This window comes from Mesorhizobium sp. M0761 (assembly GCF_040320205.1).
Lineage (GTDB): Bacteria > Pseudomonadota > Alphaproteobacteria > Rhizobiales > Rhizobiaceae > Mesorhizobium.
This window is the reverse complement of record NZ_JAMYPF010000001.1, coordinates 209502-227636: the sequence shown is the minus strand read 5'-3', so window position 1 is coordinate 227636 and position 18135 is coordinate 209502. Positions and strand designations below refer to the sequence as shown.

The following is an 18135-nucleotide window of genomic DNA, read 5'->3' as shown; positions in this document are numbered from 1 at the left end:
ATGACCGAAGGGATGCCCACCCCTGCCGGCTGCCGAGACCCTATCGGAATCGATCGGCCCTCGATACGGCAGTATCGCAACACCCTCTGGCTTTTTCGTGTCGGCGTTTCAGGCCTTTTGCAGCGGAAAAGGCCGCGAAAGCCGCCCCTGAGTCGCTTGAGTCCAATAATATTGATTTTGTCAAATCGCGTTTGATGTCGGATTCATCTGCGGGTAGATTAGACCCGAATCAGCCGGTCCTTGGGGGGCGCGGCGACCACCCAAAGTCTCAAGTTCCGGCCAATGACCGGCACCAGACGCGGACGGCTTCGCGTTCCCTGAATGGATTCGGCGATCAGCGCGACCGCCGCGCCGTGTGAGTGCTTCGTAAACGTGATGCGTCTTCAAGTTCGGCCGCTGCTAACCCCAGCGTCCGGGCTCAAGAAAAGACTCCGGCCATGACATACAACCAAAGCATCCAATGAGCAGTTCCGCCGCGCTTCTCCAATCCGATACGTTAGGCTCGCGCCTCGAATCGCGCGGCGATCTCACCTCCTTTTTCATGCAGCTTGCCGCCGAGATCGGCGCCGACAGCTACATGCTCGTCGCCATCGTCCACGACCAGGACCGCAACGACGCCCGCATCGTCTCATCCAACTGGATCTTCGACGCCATTGAACTGATCGGCAAGCGGCTGATCGCCGGCCTTGCCCAGGGACCGCTGACCGTTGCACCTGGCATCCGCCCGAGGCCCCTGGTCGCCGCCGCGGCACCCGACGCCGGCGGACTGCTCACAGGCGAAGAGGCGCGCCTGCTCGACGTGCTTGGACATGCCGAAGTCTATTCACTGCGGCTCAATGTCGGCCGCCAGCGGCTGTTTGCGCTTTTCTCGGCGGCCGAGGCCGGCAGTATCGACCAGCCGGCGCTGATGAAGGCTCAGTTGAAGTGCTGTTACGCGCTGTCCGCCATCCCGCAATTGATCGCCGCCGTCGCCATGCAGGACCCGCTGTCCGACCGCGAGCGCGAATGCCTGTTCTGGGTGTCTGAAGGCAAAACCACCGATGAGGTCGCAGTGATCCTCGGGGTCTCGTCCAACACCGTCAACAGCTACATCACCCACGCCATCCAGAAATTCGCGGCGTCGAACCGCGCGATGGCCATCGCCACGGCGATCAGGAGCGGCATCATTTGAAACATGCTGACATCAAGGCGGCGGCCGAAGCCCTTTTCAACGAGCAGCGCAATCCGTTCGGCGCCTTCTCCATCGGTTCCGAGACGCACCATGCCGTTACCATCCCGGACGCGGTGCGCCGCTGCCGCTGGATCGCCGTCGACATCAACGCGTCGGCGTTTGGCCTCTACTTCGTCAGCCCCTCGCCGGAACGGGCGCGCCTGGTGCCGAGCTTCGATTCCGACTATCCCGCCACCGCGGTGACAACCAAATTCATTGCCGGCGCCAACGGTGAGGAGATGGTTCGCCACAGCGGCGCCTCGACAGCGCCGCGCTGGTGGGCCGATGACGGCATCGCCGGCTCGGACGCCGTCTTCAAGAACCTCGCCTGGGCGGAGCGGACGGAGCCGCTGGCGCCGGGCACCAACGGCATTGGCTTTCCCGTCCATGCCGATCGCGGCCATTGCGGGCTGGTGGTGTTCCTCGGCTCGACGATCGCTTTGCCGGAGGACACGCTCTACGAAATCCACGCCCGCTGTTTTTCGCTGTTCGCCGCCGTCGCCCGCATTCGTCCGAACGATGCCGGCCGGATGCGGTCGATCTCCAAGCGTGAACTGGAGTGCCTGAAGCTGACCGCCAACGGCAACACCAGCGAAGAGATCGCCAGGCTGTTGAAGCTGTCGGTCCACACCGCCAACCAGTATCTCACCCAGTCGACGCAGAAGCTCAACGCGGTCAACCGCAACCAGGCGGTGGCCAAGGCGCTGCGGCTGGGGCTGATCGAGTGATCGCGTCTGGCAGTTGGAGTAAGACAAAAGATCAGCGATAGGCGAGCGGCTCGGTCCTGCGGATTCGCGCCTCTTCGATCACCGTCTCCAGCAAAGCGGTGTTGTGCTCGGGGTCTTCCCCGGGCTTTTCGAACGACACATAGTTGACCGCGACCGAAGACCTCTCCTCGCTCAGCGTCAGCTGGAAATAGACGGTGACGCCCGGCGGCCGAAGCTCGAGATCGAGCACGATGCGCGGGCTGCCGCTCCAGTCGACATGTGCCTCTCCGCCATGGCCGAGCCTGAGCGTGCCTGGGAGGAAAAAAAGCTCCACAGCCGAATCCACCAGATCCGACAGGCAAGCGAAATGCTCGAGCCGGATGAAGGCGATGTAGTCGGCGACGTCGATCAGCCGCAACTCGTCGACCACCTGCTCGATGGCCTTGGCGACGATGAGTTCGCGGGATTTTGCGTGCGGTTGGCGGTTCATGAAATTTGTCTCCGCTCAGCCTTTTTGGAGTAGACGATCCGCACCAGTTCGGCGACGGCCTGGTAGAATTGCGACGGGATCACGCTATCAACCGAAACTTGCTTGTACATGGAGCGGGCGAGCGCCACGTCCTCGAAGATCGGGATGTTGTGCTCCTTGGCAATCTCGCGAATCTTGAGCGCCACAAGGTCCTGGCCCTTGGCCAGCACCATGGGTGCTGAATCCTCGTCGCGGACATATCTGAGCGCGATGGAAAAGTGCGTCGGATTGGCGATGATCAGCGTCGCGCGCGGCACCGCCGTCATCATCCGCTTGCGCGCCCGGTCGCGCGCCAGCGAGCGCAGCCGCGACTTGATGATCGGGTCGCCCTCGGACTGCTTGAACTCGTCCTTGACCTCCTGCTTGGTCATCCGCAGATCCTGCTTCCAGTGGAAGCGCGACCAGACGACGTCGACCGCCGCGATCAGCCCCATGACGAAGACGATCGCCACCAATATGTCGACGGTGATGCTTTTGATGACGAGGCCGAAAGCGACGGGGTTGGTGATCATGCCGGCCAGGAGCTGGCGGTAGTCCTGCGATAGCGTGAAGTAGAGCACGATGCTGGCGAAGCCGAGCTTGCCCAGCGATTTCAGGAACTCGACCCAGCCCTGAATGCCGAACATCCTGGTCCAGCCTTTGGCTATCGAGATGCGCGACAGTTGCGGCCGGATCCGCTCGCCGACGACTTGCGGCATGTTCTGCAGCACCGAGGCGCCGATGCCGGCCACCACCAGCAGCACCAGCAGGCTGACGACGGCGTTGCCTATTTCCATCATCACGGTCTTGTAGAGCGCGATGACGTCGGTCTCGGTGTCCATCGGCCACGCCTCGGGCTTTTCCAGGAACATCGACAGGAACATGCCGAGATCAACGACCGCGTCCTTGGCGTAGAAGACGGTGAACACCAGTATGGCGATGAAGGACGCCAGAAGTGCGGCCTCTCGCGAATGGGGCAGCTTGCCCTGTTCGACGGTGTCGCGGATCTTCTTTTCGGTCGCGTCTTCGGTTTTGGAGTCTTTGTCCGCCGCTTCAGCCATTCAGCGCTCGGCGTTAAGCCGCTTCGCTCTGCTGCGATGAGGGCAGTTCGAAAGCCCCCTCGCGCGAAAGCCGGATTGTCGCCACCGCGATGTTCTTGCGCGCCGTCATGATGTCGGCAAGCTGAATGCCTTCCGAGCCCTGGCCGAGCTCGGACTCGATCATGCGCCGCGACCGTGCGCCGATCGCCGACAGCACCGATTCCGTCAATGCGGGCGCCGCACCGCGCAGCGCCAGCGTAATCAGTTCGGTCGACAGCCCGTCGAACAGAAGCACCCGCGCCTTCTGCGTCAAAAGCGGCAGATCGTCGAAGGCAAACAACCTGGAGCGAACACCGCCGAGGTCCGGCGTGCCGGCCTCTTCCAGATCCTGCATGACCTCTTCCAACTGAGGCTTGTCCATCTCGTTGAGCATACTGGCGACGCGCGCCTGTCCCGCCGAGATATCCTTGGTCGCGGTCTGCGCCAGCACGCTGGCGCGCAGCTGGTTCTCGATGATCCTGGTGGCCGCGTCCGGAATGGTCGCCATCGTCACCATGCGCTTGATGATCTCGCTGCGCATCGGCTTTTCCATGGTCAGCAAAATGTTGGCGGCGGCTTGCGGCGCAAGCTTCGACAGCACCATGGCCGCGGTCTGGGGATGCTCGGCGGCAAGGAATGTGCCCAGACGCGTCGGTTCGAGCTTTTCCAGCTCCGGCCAGATCGGCGGTGGCCCTTCCGGCGCAACCTCGAAGCGCTTGTCGCCCATGATGGCGCTCATCTCTTCGGGCGACAGCGATTCATTGAGGATCGTGTCCATCCGGTCGGCGGAATCGAGCAGGCCCGCACCTTCGGTGAACTCGGCCTCGAATTCGGCAACGATGCGTTCGAGGTCGCTTTGCGGAATGGTGCGCAGCAGCCGCGCCCCTTCGATCAGTGCCTTCAGTTCTTCTTGCTTGAAGAATTTCAGCAGCCGGCTGGCCGAAGGTTTGCCCATCGCCACCAGGATGGCGGCGGCCTTTTGCGGGCGCGTGAGCGTCACCGGCGTCGTCATGGCATCCGCTCCTGCTGAGACCGCATGTCATTCATTGCTCAAGCGCCCTTGGTCGCCGCGATAATTTCGGTCAGCCTGATGCCAAAGCGCGACGGATCGCTTTCCAGCACGGTGATCTCGCCGCGCGCGATCTTGCGGCCGTTGACCACGACATCGACCGGTTCGCCGATGCGCCGGTTGAGCGCCACCGTCGAGCCCTTCTGCAGCGCCATCAGGTCCGACACCGGCATTTCCGTACTGCCGAGGATGATCTGCACATCGACGGGGATGCTCATGATGATGTTGGAATTGGCGCCGGACGTGGCAGCCCGCAAGGCGGCGTCGGGGCGCTTTTCCTCCTCCTGGAGGACGCCGCGCAATTCCTCGATGGCGCGGTCGAGCTGTTCGTCCGGCTGGTCGATATTGGCTTCCACCTTGGTCTTGGCCATCAGTCGTCTCCAAATGCTTGGGCTTGCCCGGCGTCAGCCCGGCATGAGCCCATCGATAAAATCCTGACCGGCATCGTAAGGATGCCTGATCCGGACGGTGTAGTTCTGCCCGAGTTTACCGAACTCGCAGACAAACAGCGTCTTGTCGCGCGCGCTCAGCTTGGCCTGCGACTGCGCGGTTTCCTCGAACTCGATGATCTGGCCCGGCTCGAAACCGGCGAGATCGCCGAGCGTCAGGCGGGCCAGCGGCATGGTCGCTTCGAGCGTCACCGTCGAGCGCATGACCTCTTCGGAAAAACGTGCCCGCCAGTCGGAGGTCGTGCCTTCGCTGTCGTGGACATCGGCGATACCGCGTGTGGCCAGCAGGATGCGCTGCGGGATCATCACCGTGACCGTTCCGCTGTCGGTCGGCGTCGAGATGCCGAAGACGATGCGCACCGCCGCGCCATCGCGCAGCACGCGGCGCTTGGCTTCGCTGCCCGAAAGCGCCCGCGGCACCGGCAGCCGCAGCTCGAGCGAGCGCCGGCCCGATCCGTTCAACGCCTGCGCAACTTCCTGGAAGACCGTGGTCGCGACATCGGTCTCGATCTGCGACAGAGCGCGCTCGATCGGCGAAACCGGCTGATCCGGATCGCCGCCGAACAGCGCGCACACCATCACGGCGATGGCCGGCGCATCAGCCACCAGCGTCATCGCATCCGAAGACGTCGGCGATGCTATGATGGCCATGGCAAAGGCATCGCCGGCATTCGTGCGGGCATCGGGAACACGGCTGATCTCGACCGCGCGCAGGTCGACGGTGACCGGTGCGCCGAGTTCGCCGGCCAGGCTCTTCTGCAGCAGCGGCAGGGCGCGCTCGCCCATCGAGCGCCCGGTGCCGATGACATGAGCGGCCTCACCGCTGTCACCGACCAGACGCTCAATGATCAGCGAGCGGGCTTGCGAGGGGCTGCCAGGACTTGTCATGACGGCGTGCGGTCCTGTCTGTCGTCATGCATGGCTCAAGCCGCTTTCTTCTCGGCGGAAGCTGTGTTCATCGTGCTTTGCTCGACGGCGTCGATCGTCGGCCGCTCATAGGACGAGATGGTCTTGCGACCGAACTCGATCGCCACCTGCGGCAGGGCGCCGTTCATGTAGGCAAGCAGCGTCTGCTTGACGATGATATAGAGGCGGTTCTTCTTCTCGCGCACCGTCTTGATCTTGGTGGCGACCGGCCCGACCACCGCATAGGACAGGAAGATGCCGAGGAAGGTTCCGACAAGGGCAGCGCCGATCAGGCCGCCGAGGATTTCGGGCGACTGGTCGAGCGCGCCCATCGCCTTGACCACGCCGAGCACGGCGGCGACGATGCCGAGCGCCGGCAGACCATCGCCCACCGCCACCAGCGCATGGTAAGCCTTCATCTTGTCGGACTTGATGGTCTGGATTTCCTCGTCCATCAGCGCCTCGATCTCATGCGAGCGGGCATTGCCGATGATGATGATGCGGCAGTAGTCGCAGATGAAATTCGTCAGGTCGTGGTTCTTGAGCACGGTCGGGAACGCCTGGAAGATTGCCGACTCCTCCGGATTGTCGATGTGCGCCTCGACCTCGCTGCGCGACTTCGAGCGCAGTTCGCGCATCAGGCTGTGCAGCACGCCCAGCGTCTCCAGATAGTCGCGCTCTTTCGGCACCGCCTGCTTGAACGCTTCGAGGATACCCCTGCCGGTGTCCTTGACCGTCTTCATCGGGTTGGCGACGAGAAAGGTGCCAAGTGCGGCGCCACAGATGACCACCGCTTCCCAAGGCTGCATCAGCACATGCAGATGGCCGCCCATCGCCATGAAGCCGCCGAGAACACAGCCGAGCGTCACCACAAGTCCGATCAGAATGCCCACGCCAGATCCTTCCGCATCACGTCAGGCCTAACCGATAGCCCCCGTGCCTTGTGTGAGGCTTGAATCATGCAAGGTGAGGCGATTCAGCCTCGCGCAAGCAAGTCCGCATAGTCTTGCTTTTGAAGCTGCGACCGGAGGCATGTCGTGTTGAGCACTTTTACCAGCTACCAGCTCATCGCCAGGGACATCCCCAAGGCGATCGACCGCATCGAGGCGGAGCCGATCACCAAGCGCGACACCGACTACTATCTCGCGAACATCGGCAGCGTGAAATCGATCGACGATTTCGTCAAGAACGACCGGCTGTTCAAATATGCCATGAAAGCCTTCGGTCTCGGCGACATGGCTTACGCCAAGGCCTTCATGGTCAAAGCCCTGAAGGAAGGGGTGTCGGATTCCGACAGCTTCGCCAACAAACTGAGCGACAAGCGTTATGCCGAGTTCGTGTCGGCCTTCAATTTCGCCGCACTTGGCGCTAATGCCACGAGCTACAATTCGGCACAGCAGGGCGTGACCAACAATTATGGTCTCCAGGTCTCGGTCGGCCCTTCGCAGAACGGCTTCACCTACTACAAGGGCGAAACCTCGTACTACCTGAGCAACATTTCCAACGTAAAATCGATCGACGACCTGATGGGCAACGATCGCCTGCTCACCTATGCGATGGCCGCGTTCGGCCTGGACGCCGACGCCGAGCCGGCTGCGACCGTGCGGGCCATGCTGGAAGGCGGCGTCACCGACCCGAACAGCCCCGCAAACACGTCGACAAACAAGGGCTATGCGGCTTTCGTCGCGGCTTTCGACTTTGCCCAATATGGCGACCAGGCTACGGCGCGCGACGCCGTCCAGCAGGCGGTGCCGAAGGCTGTGATCGGCGGAACCGGACTGTTGCTCGTCAAGCCGACCGCGCAATACATCAAGGGCGAGGCCGACTACTACGCAGCCAACATCTCCAAGGTGAAGTCCATCGAAGACCTGCTGAAGGACAAGCGCCTGCTGACCTTCGCCATGGCTGCCTATGGGCTTGATGCATCGACCCAGACGACGAAGCAGATCCGCACCATGGTCAATGGCGGCGTCACCGATCCGTTGAGTCCCGCCAACCTGTTGACCGACAAGAGCTACGCCAACTTCGTCAGCGCCTTTGATTTTGCCCAGTATGGCGATCAGACGATCACGCGCGACGCGGTGCTGAAGACCACGCCGAAGCTCTACACGACCGAGTCCAGTCTTGGCCTCATCAAGCCGAATGCGGACGCCGTCCAGGCCGAGACCAGCTACTACCTCGCCAACATCACCAAGGTGAAATCGGTCGACGACCTGATGGCCGACAGCCGCCTTTATAACTATGCTCTGTCCGCAAGCGGGCTCGATCCGGCGACCACCAACAAGGATCTCGTCCGTGATGTCCTTGAGGGCGGTGTCCGCGATCCCGCCAGTGTCGCCAACAAGCTCTCCAACAAGGCCTATGCCAGGCTCGCCACCTCGTTGAATTTCGAGGCCTACGGCGAAGCGGCAACGACCCGCAGCCCGTCGCAGCAGCCGGTGGTCGACAAATACATGCGCCAGACCCTGGAAGAAGACGCCGGCAAGACCAATGAGGGCGTGCGGTTGGCGCTCTATTTCGAGCGCAAGGCCTCGACCATCACCAACTGGTACGACGTGCTGGCCGACACGGCCCTGGCCAGCGTGGTACGCACCGCCATCGGCCTGCCCGATTCCTTCGCTGCCGCAGATATCGACAAGCAGGCGCAGGCCTTCGACGCAAAGCTCGACCTCACCGATTTCACCGACCCGGCCAAGCTCGAGAAATTCCTCACCCGCTTCACCAGCCTTTGGGAAATCAATCATCCGACCTCGACCGCCCAGACATCGATCGGTGTGCTGTTTGCGCAGCCGACCACCGTCGGCATCTCGACCGATCTGATGATGGCCATGCAGAAACTGAGATTCTGAGAACACCATGCAGGACAGCCTTTACGTCGCCCTTTCCTCGCAGATCGCGCTTGAGCGCCGTCTCGACACCATCGCCGATAATGTCGCCAACGCCTCGACCATCGGCTTTCGCGCCACCGGCGTGAAGTTCGAGGATGTCGTCTCCGGCAGCGGCCCCAAATCGGTGTCCTTCGCCTCCTCCGGCAAGACCTATTTGTCCGGCGCGCATGGCGCGATGACGCAGACCGGCAACCCGTTCGACTTCGCCGTCCAGGGCGATGCCTGGTTCGGCATCGACACCCCGGCCGGCACCGTGATGACGCGCGACGGACGCTTTTCGATGAACGAGAACGGCGAGTTGATGTCGCTCGAAGGCCATCCGGTGCTCGACGCCGGCGGTGCGCCGATCCAGCTCGACCCGCGCGACGGCCCACCCAAGGCGGGCGCCGACGGCTCGCTGCGCCAGGGCGACAAGCTCGTCGGCGCCATCGGCCTGTTCAATTTCGATCCCGGCCCGAATTTCGTCCGCTACGGCAATTCTGGCATCGTGCCCGCGCGTGCGCCGGAGCCGGTCACCGACCGTTCCGATCTCGGCGTCGCGCAGGGCTATGTCGAGGAATCCAACGTCAATCCGGTGCTGGAGATGACGCGCCTGATCATGGTCCAGCGCGCCTTCGAGAACACGGCGGCGCTGATGCGCCAGACCGATGCCTCGACCGACGACGCCATCAAGACGCTCGGCTCCAAGTCGTAGCAGCATGTCGAGCAGCAAATCATCGATACGCGCGCTTGAACGGCAACCGGAGACAGCACCGGAAAACCGGCTGGCTGCGCTGGAGCGGATCTGGCGCCGCTTCGATGACACCGAGACGTTGCTGCGGCGCGGCGGCCGTGTTTCGGAGGTTTCGCCAACGCATTACAAGGTGCGCGGCCTGTCTGAAGTCGCCAGGCTTGGCGACCTCGTCGAACAGCGCGGCAATGCCGGCACGCGCCGCGGCGAGATCGTCAGGATCGGCCGCGACGAAGTCGTCATCGCCCCTTTCGAACGCAGCGCCGACGCCGGCATCGGCGACGCCGTGTTTCGCCGCGGCCCGCTGACGGTAACGCCGCATGCTTCGTGGCGTGGGCGCGCCATCGACGCGCTGACCCGCGTCATCGACGGCGGCCCGCCGCTGATCAGGATCGGCGAGGCTGCGAGCGGCGACGGCACAACGCCCGGCGCCATGGCGCGGCAGCGCGTCGGCACCGCCTTCACGACCGGGGTCAAGGTCATCGACATCTTCACGCCGCTCTGCCTCGGCCAGCGCCTCGGCGTCTTTGCCGGTTCCGGCGTCGGCAAGTCGACGCTGCTCGCCATGCTGGCCGGCGCCGACGCCTTCGACACCGTGGTCGTGGCGCTGATCGGCGAGCGCGGCCGCGAGGTACGCGAATTCCTCGAAGACACGATCGGCGCAGAGAGCATGGCCAAGACGGTCGCCGTCGTCGCTACCAGCGACGAGAGCGCCATGATGCGCCGGCGCGCGCCGGATACCGCCATGCGCGTTGCCGAACATTTTCGCGACCAGGGCCATCGCGTGCTGCTGGTGCTGGATTCGATTACCCGCTTTGCCCATGCGCTGCGCGAGGTAGCGACCGGCACCGGCGAGCCGCCGGTCGCCCGCGGCTATCCCGCTTCGGTTTTCACCGACCTGCCCAAGCTGCTCGAACGCGCTGGCCCGGGCGCTGAAGGCCCCGGTATCAAAGGACAGGGATCAATCACTGCCATCATCTCGGTGCTGGTCGACGGCGACGACCACAACGACCCGGTCGCCGATTCGGTACGCGGCATTCTCGACGGCCATGTCGTGCTCGACCGCGCCATTGCCGAACAGGGCCGCTACCCCCCGGTCAATCCGCTGTCGTCGATCTCGCGCCTCGCCGACAAGGCATGGAGCCCCGAGCAACGCATGCTGGTGACCAGGCTGAAGTCGATGATCTCGCGCTTCGAGGACACGCGCGACATCCGCCTGCTCGGCGCCTATCAGGGCGGCGCCGATGCCGAGCTCGATATTGCCGTGCGCCAGGTGCCGCTGATCTACGAGGCGCTGACGCAGTCGCCCAGGGATCGCGCCTCGAGCGACGCATTCTCCGACCTCGCCCGTCATCTGAAAGGCAAGCAAAGTGTCGATGCAGGAGACTGAGCTTCAGTACACCGAGCGGCTTTTGCGCGAGATGATCGCAGAGGCCAGTGCCGCCGAGGAAGCCCGGGCCAACGAAGCGAGAGCTGTCAGGGCAAAGGCCGATCTCGACAAGGCCGCCAAGGCTGAGGCCATTCTGGCCAGGGCCGCCAGGCCATTCTTGCCCAGGGTAGCCAGCGTAGTCGAGTCCACTGTGCCTCGCTTGGCCGAGCCTGCCTTGCCCAGCGTCGTCAAGCCTGAATTGCCAAGGACCCCTCGCGCCGGCCCCAAAGAAGCGATCGAGACCAGTCGTGACTCGCTTCTCGACGGGCTGTTCCCGGTCACCGCATGGCCGCAGCCGCCAAGGCCGCAATATCCCAGGCTCGACAAGAAATCCGACCGCCGCAGCGATATCGTCTTTGCCGCGCTCGGCATCACGCTTGGCCTGATCTGCGCGCTGTTTCCCTGGTATATCTTCTTCAATCAGGACCAGTTCGGCGTGCAGGCGATCAAGTTCGGCGGCAGCGGCACCAATGCAGGGCGGGTCAGCGGCGGCTCGCAGATGGAGAACAGCGGTCAGCCGCTGACGGCAAACGATGTTCCCGATGTCGACCTGTTCGCCACCGGCACGCTGCAGGACCCCGAGGACAAGACCCAGCCTCCCGGCGTCGACGAGCAGCCCTTCCCGGCGGACGCCAAATTTCGCATGGTTCATGTCGCCAATGGCCGCGCCATGATCGAGGACGATGCCGGCCTGTGGATCGTCCAGCGCGGCTCGAAGCTGCCCGATACCAGCGTCGTCTCGTCGATCGAGCAACGGGGCGGCAAGTGGGTCATGGTCACCAGCACCGACCAGGTGATCGAACTCTCCAAATAGCGGCACACCGGATTTACCCCCGAGCCGCGCAAGGTCCGCGCAAGACTGGCAGCCTAGTCTTGTACGTACCAGCCCGGAGATCCCCATGGAGCCCGTCAATCTTTTCGATCTCGCCGCCAAGCAGTCGCAATGGCTGTCGGTGCGCCAGTCGGCCATTGCCGGCAACATCGCCAACGTCAACACGCCGGGCTACACCGCCGGCGATGTCGAGCCGTTTGAGAAGGTGCTCGACCGCACGGCAGTGTCGCTGACCGCCACCCAGGCAGGCCACCTCGGCACTGCCGCCACTAATGCCGGCTTCACGGTCAAGCCAGAAGAGACGACCGGCGCCATCATGCCCTCGAAGAACACGGTCGTGGTCGAGAACGAACTGATGAAGGCCGGCGAGGTCCGCCGCTCGTTTGAACTCAACACCGCGATCGTCAAGGCCTTCCATTCGATGATGATGATGGCGGTGAAGAGCTGACCATGGACGCCTTGACCTCAGCCCTCAAGATCGCCGCGTCCGGCCTCAGCGCCCAGTCGGACCGCTTGCGCGTCGTCTCGGAAAATCTCGCCAACGCGCAGTCGACCGGCAACACCCCGGGCGCTGACCCCTATCGCCGCAAGACCATCAGTTTCGTCTCGGAACTCGACCGTGCCTCCGGTGGCACGACAGTTGAGGTCAACTCCATCGACCGCGACCCCAGCGACTTTCCCGTCGAATTCCAGCCCGGCAACGAGGCCGCCGACGACAAGGGCTACGTCAAGATGCCCAATGTCAACGTGCTGGTCGAGATGGCCGACATGAGCGAGGCCAACCGCTCCTACGAAGCCAACCTTCAGGTCATCAAGCAGGCGCGTGATCTGATCTCCATGACCATCGACCTGATGAGGAACCAGTAATGATCAGCGGCATTGGCGGTATCGGATCGCTTCCCCTCAAGCCGGAGATCGGTGGCGCCGATACCACGACCGACCTGTTCCAGGGCACCAGGGCGCCGATGGCCGGCAGCGAAATCGGCGCCACCTTCGCCGAAGCGCTGAGCCAGGCTGCTTCAAAGACCGTCAACACCTTGCAGAATGCCGAGCAGGTGTCGATCCAGGCGCTCAAGGGCGACGCCGATACCCGTCAGGTCGTCGACGCCGTCATGAGCGCCCAGCAGGCCCTGCAGACCACGATCGCCATCCGCGACAAGGTCGTCTCCGCCTATCTCGAAATCAGCCGTATGGGCATCTGAGGAGACTTGCCGTGAAAGCACTCGCCATCGCAGCGACCGGCATGAATGCCCAGCAGACCAATCTGGAAGTGATCGCCAACAACATCGCCAACATCAACACCACCGGCTACAAGCGCGCGCGCGCCGAATTCTCCGACCTGCTCTACCAGGTCGACCGCACGCAGGGCGTGCCCAACCGCTCCAATTCATCGCTGGTGCCGGAAGGCGTGTCGATTGGCCTTGGCGTCAAGACGACGGCGGTGCGCAACGTCCATACCCAGGGCGAACTGACCTCGACCGGCAACAGTTTCGACATGGCGCTGACCGGCCGAGGCTGGTTCCAGATCGAGGGCGCCGACGGCGGCACACTCTACAGCCGCGCCGGCGCCTTCAACACCAACGCCACCGGCCAGCTGGTGACCGTCGACGGCGCCAATGTCATCCCGGCCATCACCGTGCCGACCGATGCCATCGAAGTCGTGGTCAACAAGACCGGCCAGGTCTTTGCCCGCATCGACGGCCAGACCGACCTCCAGCTGCTCGGCCAGCTGCAACTCGCCAACTTCGCCAATGAAGCCGGCCTGGCGCCGCTCGGCGATAATCTGTTCCAGGAAACGCCGGCCTCGGGCCCGGCCAATGTCGGCGTGCCCGGCGATCCCGGCTTCGCCTCGGTCGAGCAGGGTTATCTCGAGGCCTCCAACGTCGATCCTGTCAAGGAAATCACCGAGCTGATCTCGGCGCAGCGCGCCTATGAGATGAACTCCAAGGTCATCCAGGCCGCCGACGACATGGCCTCCGTCGTGTCCAAGAACATCAGGTAAGGTTTGATGCTCTCTCCGGCCTCCCGCTCCGCGCTTTGCCGCACCGCGCTGATGCTCGCGCTGGTAGCCGGCGGTGTGCCGGCGTTTGCCCAGGAGAGCGCAGACCAGCAGACCAGCACCCACGTCGCGAGCAGTCAGGCAACCGGCGAGATCGTTCTGATCCCCAACCGGGTCATTTATCCCGGCGAGATGATCGACACCGGCGTGCTGAAACCGGTGACGCTGCTCCCCGGAAAGCACAGGCCGGATGCGGTCGCCACGCAGGCCATGGAACTCCAGGGCAAGGTCGCCAAGCGCACGCTGCTGCCCGGCCGCTACATCCCGGCCGCCGCCATCCGCGACGCCTGGCTGGTCGAACAGGGCGCCGCCGTGCAGGTCTATTTCATCGCCGGCGACCTCACCATTTCGGCTACGGCGGTGTCGCTGCAGCCGGGTGCCGCCGGCGATTTGATCAAGGTCCGCAACACAGACAGCGGCAAGATCTTTTCCGGCACGGTGATGGCTGACGGCACCGTCCGGGTCAGCGCGTCATGAGACGCGGAGCTGCCCTTCTGCTCGCGGCCGTTGTCGGCCTGCAGCCGGTGCTGGCCGACGGTCTTACGCCGAAGCAAAAGCGCGATCTTGCCGGCCAGAATGGCGGCGCTTTTGTCGATCCCGAATACGATCCGGCCACCACCAACCGCATGTTCAGGGTCTCCAACGGCCCAGGCTCTCTGCCACCCGGCCAGGTCGCATCGCGCATCAAGGACATTGCGCAGCTGCAGGCTTCGCGCGACAACCAGCTCGTCGGCTACGGCCTCGTCATCGGCCTCGCCGGATCGGGCGACAGCCTGCGCAATTCGCCCTTCACCGAACAGTCGATCCGCGCCATGCTCGAAAATCTCGGCATCGCCACCGAAGGCGGCAGCGCGCGGGCCAAGAACGTCGCCGCCGTCATCGTCACCGCCAACATGCCGCCTTACGTGCAGTCGGGCGCCCGCATCGACATCGACGTCTCCTCCATGGGCGACGCCACATCGCTTGCCGGCGGCACGCTGATAATGACGCCACTGAAGGCGGCCGATGGCGAGATCTATGCTGTCGGGCAAGGCTCGGTCATCGTTTCCGGCTTCACTGCCCAGGGCGATGCCGAAAAGCTGACGCAGGGCGTGCCGACGGCCGGCCGCGTGCCCAACGGCGCCATCGTCGAGCGCACTGTGCGCGCCGAATTCGAGGACCAAGCGCTGCTCACCTTGCAATTGCGCAACCCCGATTTCTCCACTGCCGTCCGCATCGCCGACGCCATCAACGGCTACACCTCGCAACGCTTCGGCATGCGCGTGGCGGCGGAGCGCGATGCACGCACCGTGCAGATCAGGCGGCCGAAGAATGTTTCGGCGGCGCGCTTCTACGCCGAGATCGAGAATTTGGTGGTCGAGACCGACACGCCGGCACGCGTCGTCATCGACGAACGCACCGGCACCATCGTCATCGGCAACGAGGTCAAGATCTCGCGGGTGGCGATCAGCCACGGCACGCTCACCGTGCGCATCACCGAACAGCCGAAGATCGTCCAGCCGGAACCGTTCTCCAAGGGCGTGACAGCGGAGGAACCCTTCACCACCATCGATGCCACGCGGCCTGACGCCCGCGTCAATGTGCTCGACGGACCGAACCTCGAAACGCTGGTGTCGGGCCTCAACCGTCTCGGCGTCAAGCCGGACGGCATCATTGCCATTTTGCAAGGCATCAAGTCGGCCGGCGCTTTGCAGGCCGATCTGGTTCTCCAATAGGCCATGCCGATGATCGATTTCTTCTCCCAAAAGCAGCACCGCCGCAGCGCAGCCTTGGCAGCTTGCGTCATCGCCGCCACCGTCCTTGCCGGCGGCACTGTCCGCGCGGAAGAAGCGGTGCGGCAGGTTCTGCCTGGCGGGCAACAGCCGGCGGCAATGCAGCAGCTGGTCCGCGAGAAGGTGCCCGATGAAAGCGAGATCCAGCGCTTCTGCTCCAACATCGCCGACGCCGCCCGCGACCGCCGTTACGCGCTGCAGGCCGAAGAGTTGAAGCAGTTGCAGGCTGGCATCGACCAGCGCATGAAGGCGCTGGACGACAAGCGCGCCGAATACGAGCAATGGCTGAAGCGGCGTGAAGTTTTCCTGGCCCGCGCCGAGGATGGCGTCGTCAAGATCTATGCCGGCATGAAACCGGATGCCGCGGCCGAGCGCCTGGCCATGGTCAACACTGATCTCGCCGCCGCCATCCTGATGAAACTCGATTCGCGCAAGGCCGGCGTCATTCTCAACGAAATGGACCAGAAGGCGGCAGCCACGCTCACCGGCATTATGGCCAGCGCGGCGCGAAGGGTAGACCCGTCATGAAGTCGCATATACTCGCCCTGGTCGCCACCGCTTCACTTGCCGGCTGCGCCTCCGACCCCAGGGAGATCGGCAGGGAGCCGGCGCTGTCGCCGGTTGGCACCGGCATTACCGGCAGCGTCAATGCGCCCTACTCCTATCCCGAAACGCCAGCCGCGCCGGTGAAGAAATTCTCGCTGTGGGATGATCGCCAGAGCCGGTTGTTCACCGACCCACGCGCGCTGCGCGACGGCGACATCCTCACCGTCAGGATCAAGCTCAACGACAAGGCCAACTTCAAGAACCAGAACGACCGCAGCCGCACCGCCGGTCGCAAGCTCGGCTATGACGTCAACCTCGGATGGGAAGGTGCCACCACCAGCGGCAAGGGCGACGCCGGCTTGAGTTCCACCACCGAAACCAATGCGGACGGCGAAATCAAGCGCTCGGAGAACCTCGAGCTCAACGTCGCCGCCGTCGTCACCGAAGTCCTGCCCAACGGCAATTTGATGATCCGCGGCTCGCAGGAGGTGCGCGTCAATTACGAGCTCAGGGTGCTGACCATCGCCGGCATGGTGCGTCCATCCGATATCGGCGCTGAAAACACCATCTCTTATGAACGCATCGCCGAGGCGCGCATCTCCTATGGCGGCCGCGGCCGCGTCAGCGAAATCCAGCAGCCCGCTTACGGTCAGCAGATCCTCGACCAAGTCCTCCCCTTTTAGGACTGGAGAACGGCGCCGTGGCAAATGTCGAACAGGTTCAGCAAAAAAAGGGCCCGTCGCTTGTCATCCAGCTTGCGATGCTGCTGGCGGTGACGGGCGCCGCGATTGGCATGGGCTGGATGTCCGGCGGCTATCTGAAGGGCGTCGGGGGACCGGTGCCTGTGCCCGCCGCACCGGAGAACCAGTCCAATGCCGAGCAACCGAGCAAGGCGGCCGAACATGCGCCCGGCACCGGGCCGACGCTTGTCCAGCTGGCGCCGATCACCACCAATCTGGCTTCGCCTGCCGACACCTGGATAAGGCTGGAAGCGTCGGTGGTCTACGATGCGCCGCAGCCGCCGGAACTTACCGAAAGCATTCACCAGGACCTGCTTGCCATGGTCCGCACCCTGAAGATGCATCAGATCGAAGGCGCCAGCGGCTACCAGCATTTGAAAGCCGACCTCGAGGAGCGCGCCGCAATCCGCAGCGGTGGCCATGCCAAACAGGTTCTGATCAGGACATTGCTGCTCGAATGAGAAAACTCGTCCTCGCCGCCGCGATCGTCGTCGCCGCCACCTCTGTCGCCGCCGCCCAGCAGCTCGATCTCGGCGGCATCGGCAAGGCCGACGGCGCCACCGTCGGCTATATCATCCAGATGTTCGGTCTGATCACCGTGCTGTCGGTGGCGCCGGGCCTGTTGATCATGGTGACGAGCTTCACCCGCTTCGTCATCGCCTTCTCGATCCTGCGCGCCGGCATCGGCCTGCAGTCGACGCCGGCCAATCTGATCCTGATCTCGCTGTCGCTGTTCATGACCTTCTACGTCATGGCGCCGACCTTCGACCAGGCCTGGAACACCGGCGTCAAGCCGCTGATGGACAACCAGATCAGCCAGACCGAGGCGTTCGAAAAGATTTCGGACCCGTTCCGCACCTTCATGCTGCACAATGTCCGCGACAAGGACTTCGACCTGTTCGCCGATCTCGCCCGCGAACGCGGCCAGGTCGTTGCCAGGGACACCGTCGACCTGCGCATCCTGGTGCCGGCCTTCATGATCTCCGAAATCCGCCGCGGCTTCGAGATCGGCTTCCTGATCGTGCTGCCGTTCCTCGTCATCGACCTGATCGTCGCCACCATCACCATGGCCATGGGCATGATGATGCTGCCGCCGACCGTCGTTTCGCTGCCCTTCAAGATCCTGTTCTTCGTCCTCATCGACGGCTGGAACCTGCTTGTCGGCAGCCTGGTGCGCTCCTTCACCTGACCGTCCGCGCGCCGTTGGCGCC

22 protein-coding genes are annotated in these 18135 nt (G+C 63.8%); 16 read left to right on the top strand and 6 right to left on the bottom strand.

Going from position 1 to position 18135, the window contains the following annotated elements; translation table 11 throughout:
- The first annotated feature begins 460 nt into the window (after nucleotides 1-460).
- Together NKI32_RS01150 and NKI32_RS01145 are read left to right on the top strand one after the other, a co-directional pair.
- On the top strand, nucleotides 461-1171 hold the full coding sequence (locus tag NKI32_RS01150; protein ID WP_023683473.1) for a helix-turn-helix transcriptional regulator: 711 nt from the start codon (nucleotides 461-463) through the stop codon (nucleotides 1169-1171).
- Nucleotides 1168-1938 (top strand): helix-turn-helix transcriptional regulator, encoded by a 771-nt coding sequence (locus NKI32_RS01145; RefSeq protein ID WP_023683474.1) that lies wholly within the window; start codon nucleotides 1168-1170, stop codon nucleotides 1936-1938. Before NKI32_RS01150 ends, NKI32_RS01145 begins: the two co-directional genes overlap by 4 nt.
- Nucleotides 1939-1969: 31 nt before the next feature.
- Here the strand turns inward: NKI32_RS01145 and NKI32_RS01140 are convergent, their stop codons facing one another.
- Genes NKI32_RS01140 through motA form a run of 6 tightly spaced genes read right to left on the bottom strand, consistent with a single transcriptional unit; the run spans nucleotide 1970 to nucleotide 6821 of the window.
- A complete protein-coding gene (locus tag NKI32_RS01140; RefSeq protein ID WP_023671756.1) occupies nucleotides 1970-2407 on the bottom strand; it encodes a BspJ family T4SS effector nucleomodulin in 438 nt (145 codons plus the stop codon).
- Nucleotides 2404-3486, bottom strand: coding sequence for a flagellar biosynthesis protein FlhB (flhB, locus tag NKI32_RS01135; RefSeq protein WP_023683475.1), 1083 nt, complete (start codon nucleotides 3484-3486; stop codon nucleotides 2404-2406). Before flhB ends, NKI32_RS01140 begins: the two co-directional genes overlap by 4 nt.
- Nucleotides 3487-3499: 13 nt before the next feature.
- The gene (locus tag NKI32_RS01130) at nucleotides 3500-4516 is read right to left on the bottom strand and encodes a flagellar motor switch protein FliG (protein ID WP_023683476.1); all 1017 of its coding nucleotides are present in this window, start codon (nucleotides 4514-4516) and stop codon (nucleotides 3500-3502) included.
- A 38-nt stretch (nucleotides 4517-4554) separates the two neighbouring features.
- Nucleotides 4555-4944, bottom strand: a complete 390-nt coding sequence (fliN, locus tag NKI32_RS01125; protein WP_023683477.1) for a flagellar motor switch protein FliN — start codon at nucleotides 4942-4944, stop codon at nucleotides 4555-4557.
- Between the two features lie 33 nt (nucleotides 4945-4977).
- Entirely contained in the window at nucleotides 4978-5910 is a 933-nt protein-coding gene (locus NKI32_RS01120) for a FliM/FliN family flagellar motor switch protein (RefSeq protein ID WP_023714015.1), read from the bottom strand.
- A gap of 35 nt (nucleotides 5911-5945) precedes the next feature.
- A complete protein-coding gene (gene motA / locus NKI32_RS01115; protein ID WP_023671751.1) occupies nucleotides 5946-6821 on the bottom strand; it encodes a flagellar motor stator protein MotA in 876 nt (291 codons plus the stop codon).
- Between the two features lie 144 nt (nucleotides 6822-6965).
- Between motA and NKI32_RS01110 the strand changes: the two genes are divergently transcribed.
- The 14 genes from NKI32_RS01110 to fliP all read left to right on the top strand — a co-directional run bounded on the left by NKI32_RS01110 (nucleotide 6966) and on the right by fliP (nucleotide 18113).
- On the top strand, nucleotides 6966-8777 hold the full coding sequence (locus tag NKI32_RS01110; RefSeq protein WP_023686338.1) for a DUF1217 domain-containing protein: 1812 nt from the start codon (nucleotides 6966-6968) through the stop codon (nucleotides 8775-8777).
- A 7-nt stretch (nucleotides 8778-8784) separates the two neighbouring features.
- Entirely contained in the window at nucleotides 8785-9510 is a 726-nt protein-coding gene (gene flgF / locus NKI32_RS01105; RefSeq protein WP_023671749.1) for a flagellar basal-body rod protein FlgF, read from the top strand.
- A 4-nt stretch (nucleotides 9511-9514) separates the two neighbouring features.
- Nucleotides 9515-10936, top strand: coding sequence for a flagellar protein export ATPase FliI (gene fliI, locus NKI32_RS01100; protein WP_023710976.1), 1422 nt, complete (start codon nucleotides 9515-9517; stop codon nucleotides 10934-10936).
- A complete protein-coding gene (locus NKI32_RS01095; RefSeq protein WP_353001561.1) occupies nucleotides 10923-11789 on the top strand; it encodes a hypothetical protein in 867 nt (288 codons plus the stop codon). The genes fliI and NKI32_RS01095 overlap by 14 nt, the downstream gene beginning before the upstream one ends.
- 85 nt (nucleotides 11790-11874) lie before the next feature.
- A complete protein-coding gene (flgB, locus tag NKI32_RS01090) occupies nucleotides 11875-12255 on the top strand; it encodes a flagellar basal body rod protein FlgB (RefSeq protein ID WP_023683310.1) in 381 nt (126 codons plus the stop codon).
- A gap of 2 nt (nucleotides 12256-12257) precedes the next feature.
- Entirely contained in the window at nucleotides 12258-12674 is a 417-nt protein-coding gene (gene flgC / locus NKI32_RS01085) for a flagellar basal body rod protein FlgC (protein WP_023686341.1), read from the top strand.
- Nucleotides 12674-13009 (top strand): flagellar hook-basal body complex protein FliE, encoded by a 336-nt coding sequence (fliE, locus tag NKI32_RS01080; protein WP_023701074.1) that lies wholly within the window; start codon nucleotides 12674-12676, stop codon nucleotides 13007-13009. Before flgC ends, fliE begins: the two co-directional genes overlap by 1 nt.
- Nucleotides 13010-13020: 11 nt before the next feature.
- A complete protein-coding gene (gene flgG, locus NKI32_RS01075; protein WP_023686343.1) occupies nucleotides 13021-13809 on the top strand; it encodes a flagellar basal-body rod protein FlgG in 789 nt (262 codons plus the stop codon).
- A gap of 6 nt (nucleotides 13810-13815) precedes the next feature.
- Nucleotides 13816-14343, top strand: a complete 528-nt coding sequence (gene flgA / locus NKI32_RS01070) for a flagellar basal body P-ring formation chaperone FlgA (protein ID WP_023686344.1) — start codon at nucleotides 13816-13818, stop codon at nucleotides 14341-14343.
- Complete coding sequence (locus NKI32_RS01065) at nucleotides 14340-15581, top strand: flagellar basal body P-ring protein FlgI (RefSeq protein ID WP_023728375.1); 1242 nt, start codon at nucleotides 14340-14342, stop codon at nucleotides 15579-15581. Before flgA ends, NKI32_RS01065 begins: the two co-directional genes overlap by 4 nt.
- 3 nt (nucleotides 15582-15584) lie before the next feature.
- Nucleotides 15585-16166, top strand: coding sequence for a MotE family protein (locus tag NKI32_RS01060; protein ID WP_031195437.1), 582 nt, complete (start codon nucleotides 15585-15587; stop codon nucleotides 16164-16166).
- Nucleotides 16163-16867, top strand: coding sequence for a flagellar basal body L-ring protein FlgH (gene flgH, locus NKI32_RS01055; RefSeq protein WP_023691727.1), 705 nt, complete (start codon nucleotides 16163-16165; stop codon nucleotides 16865-16867). Before NKI32_RS01060 ends, flgH begins: the two co-directional genes overlap by 4 nt.
- Nucleotides 16868-16884: 17 nt before the next feature.
- Nucleotides 16885-17385: a flagellar basal body-associated FliL family protein gene (locus tag NKI32_RS01050; protein ID WP_023673655.1), complete on the top strand. Its 501-nt coding sequence runs from the start codon at nucleotides 16885-16887 to the stop codon at nucleotides 17383-17385.
- Complete coding sequence (fliP, locus tag NKI32_RS01045) at nucleotides 17382-18113, top strand: flagellar type III secretion system pore protein FliP (protein ID WP_023686348.1); 732 nt, start codon at nucleotides 17382-17384, stop codon at nucleotides 18111-18113. Before NKI32_RS01050 ends, fliP begins: the two co-directional genes overlap by 4 nt.
- Nucleotides 18114-18135: the final 22 nt, after the last annotated feature.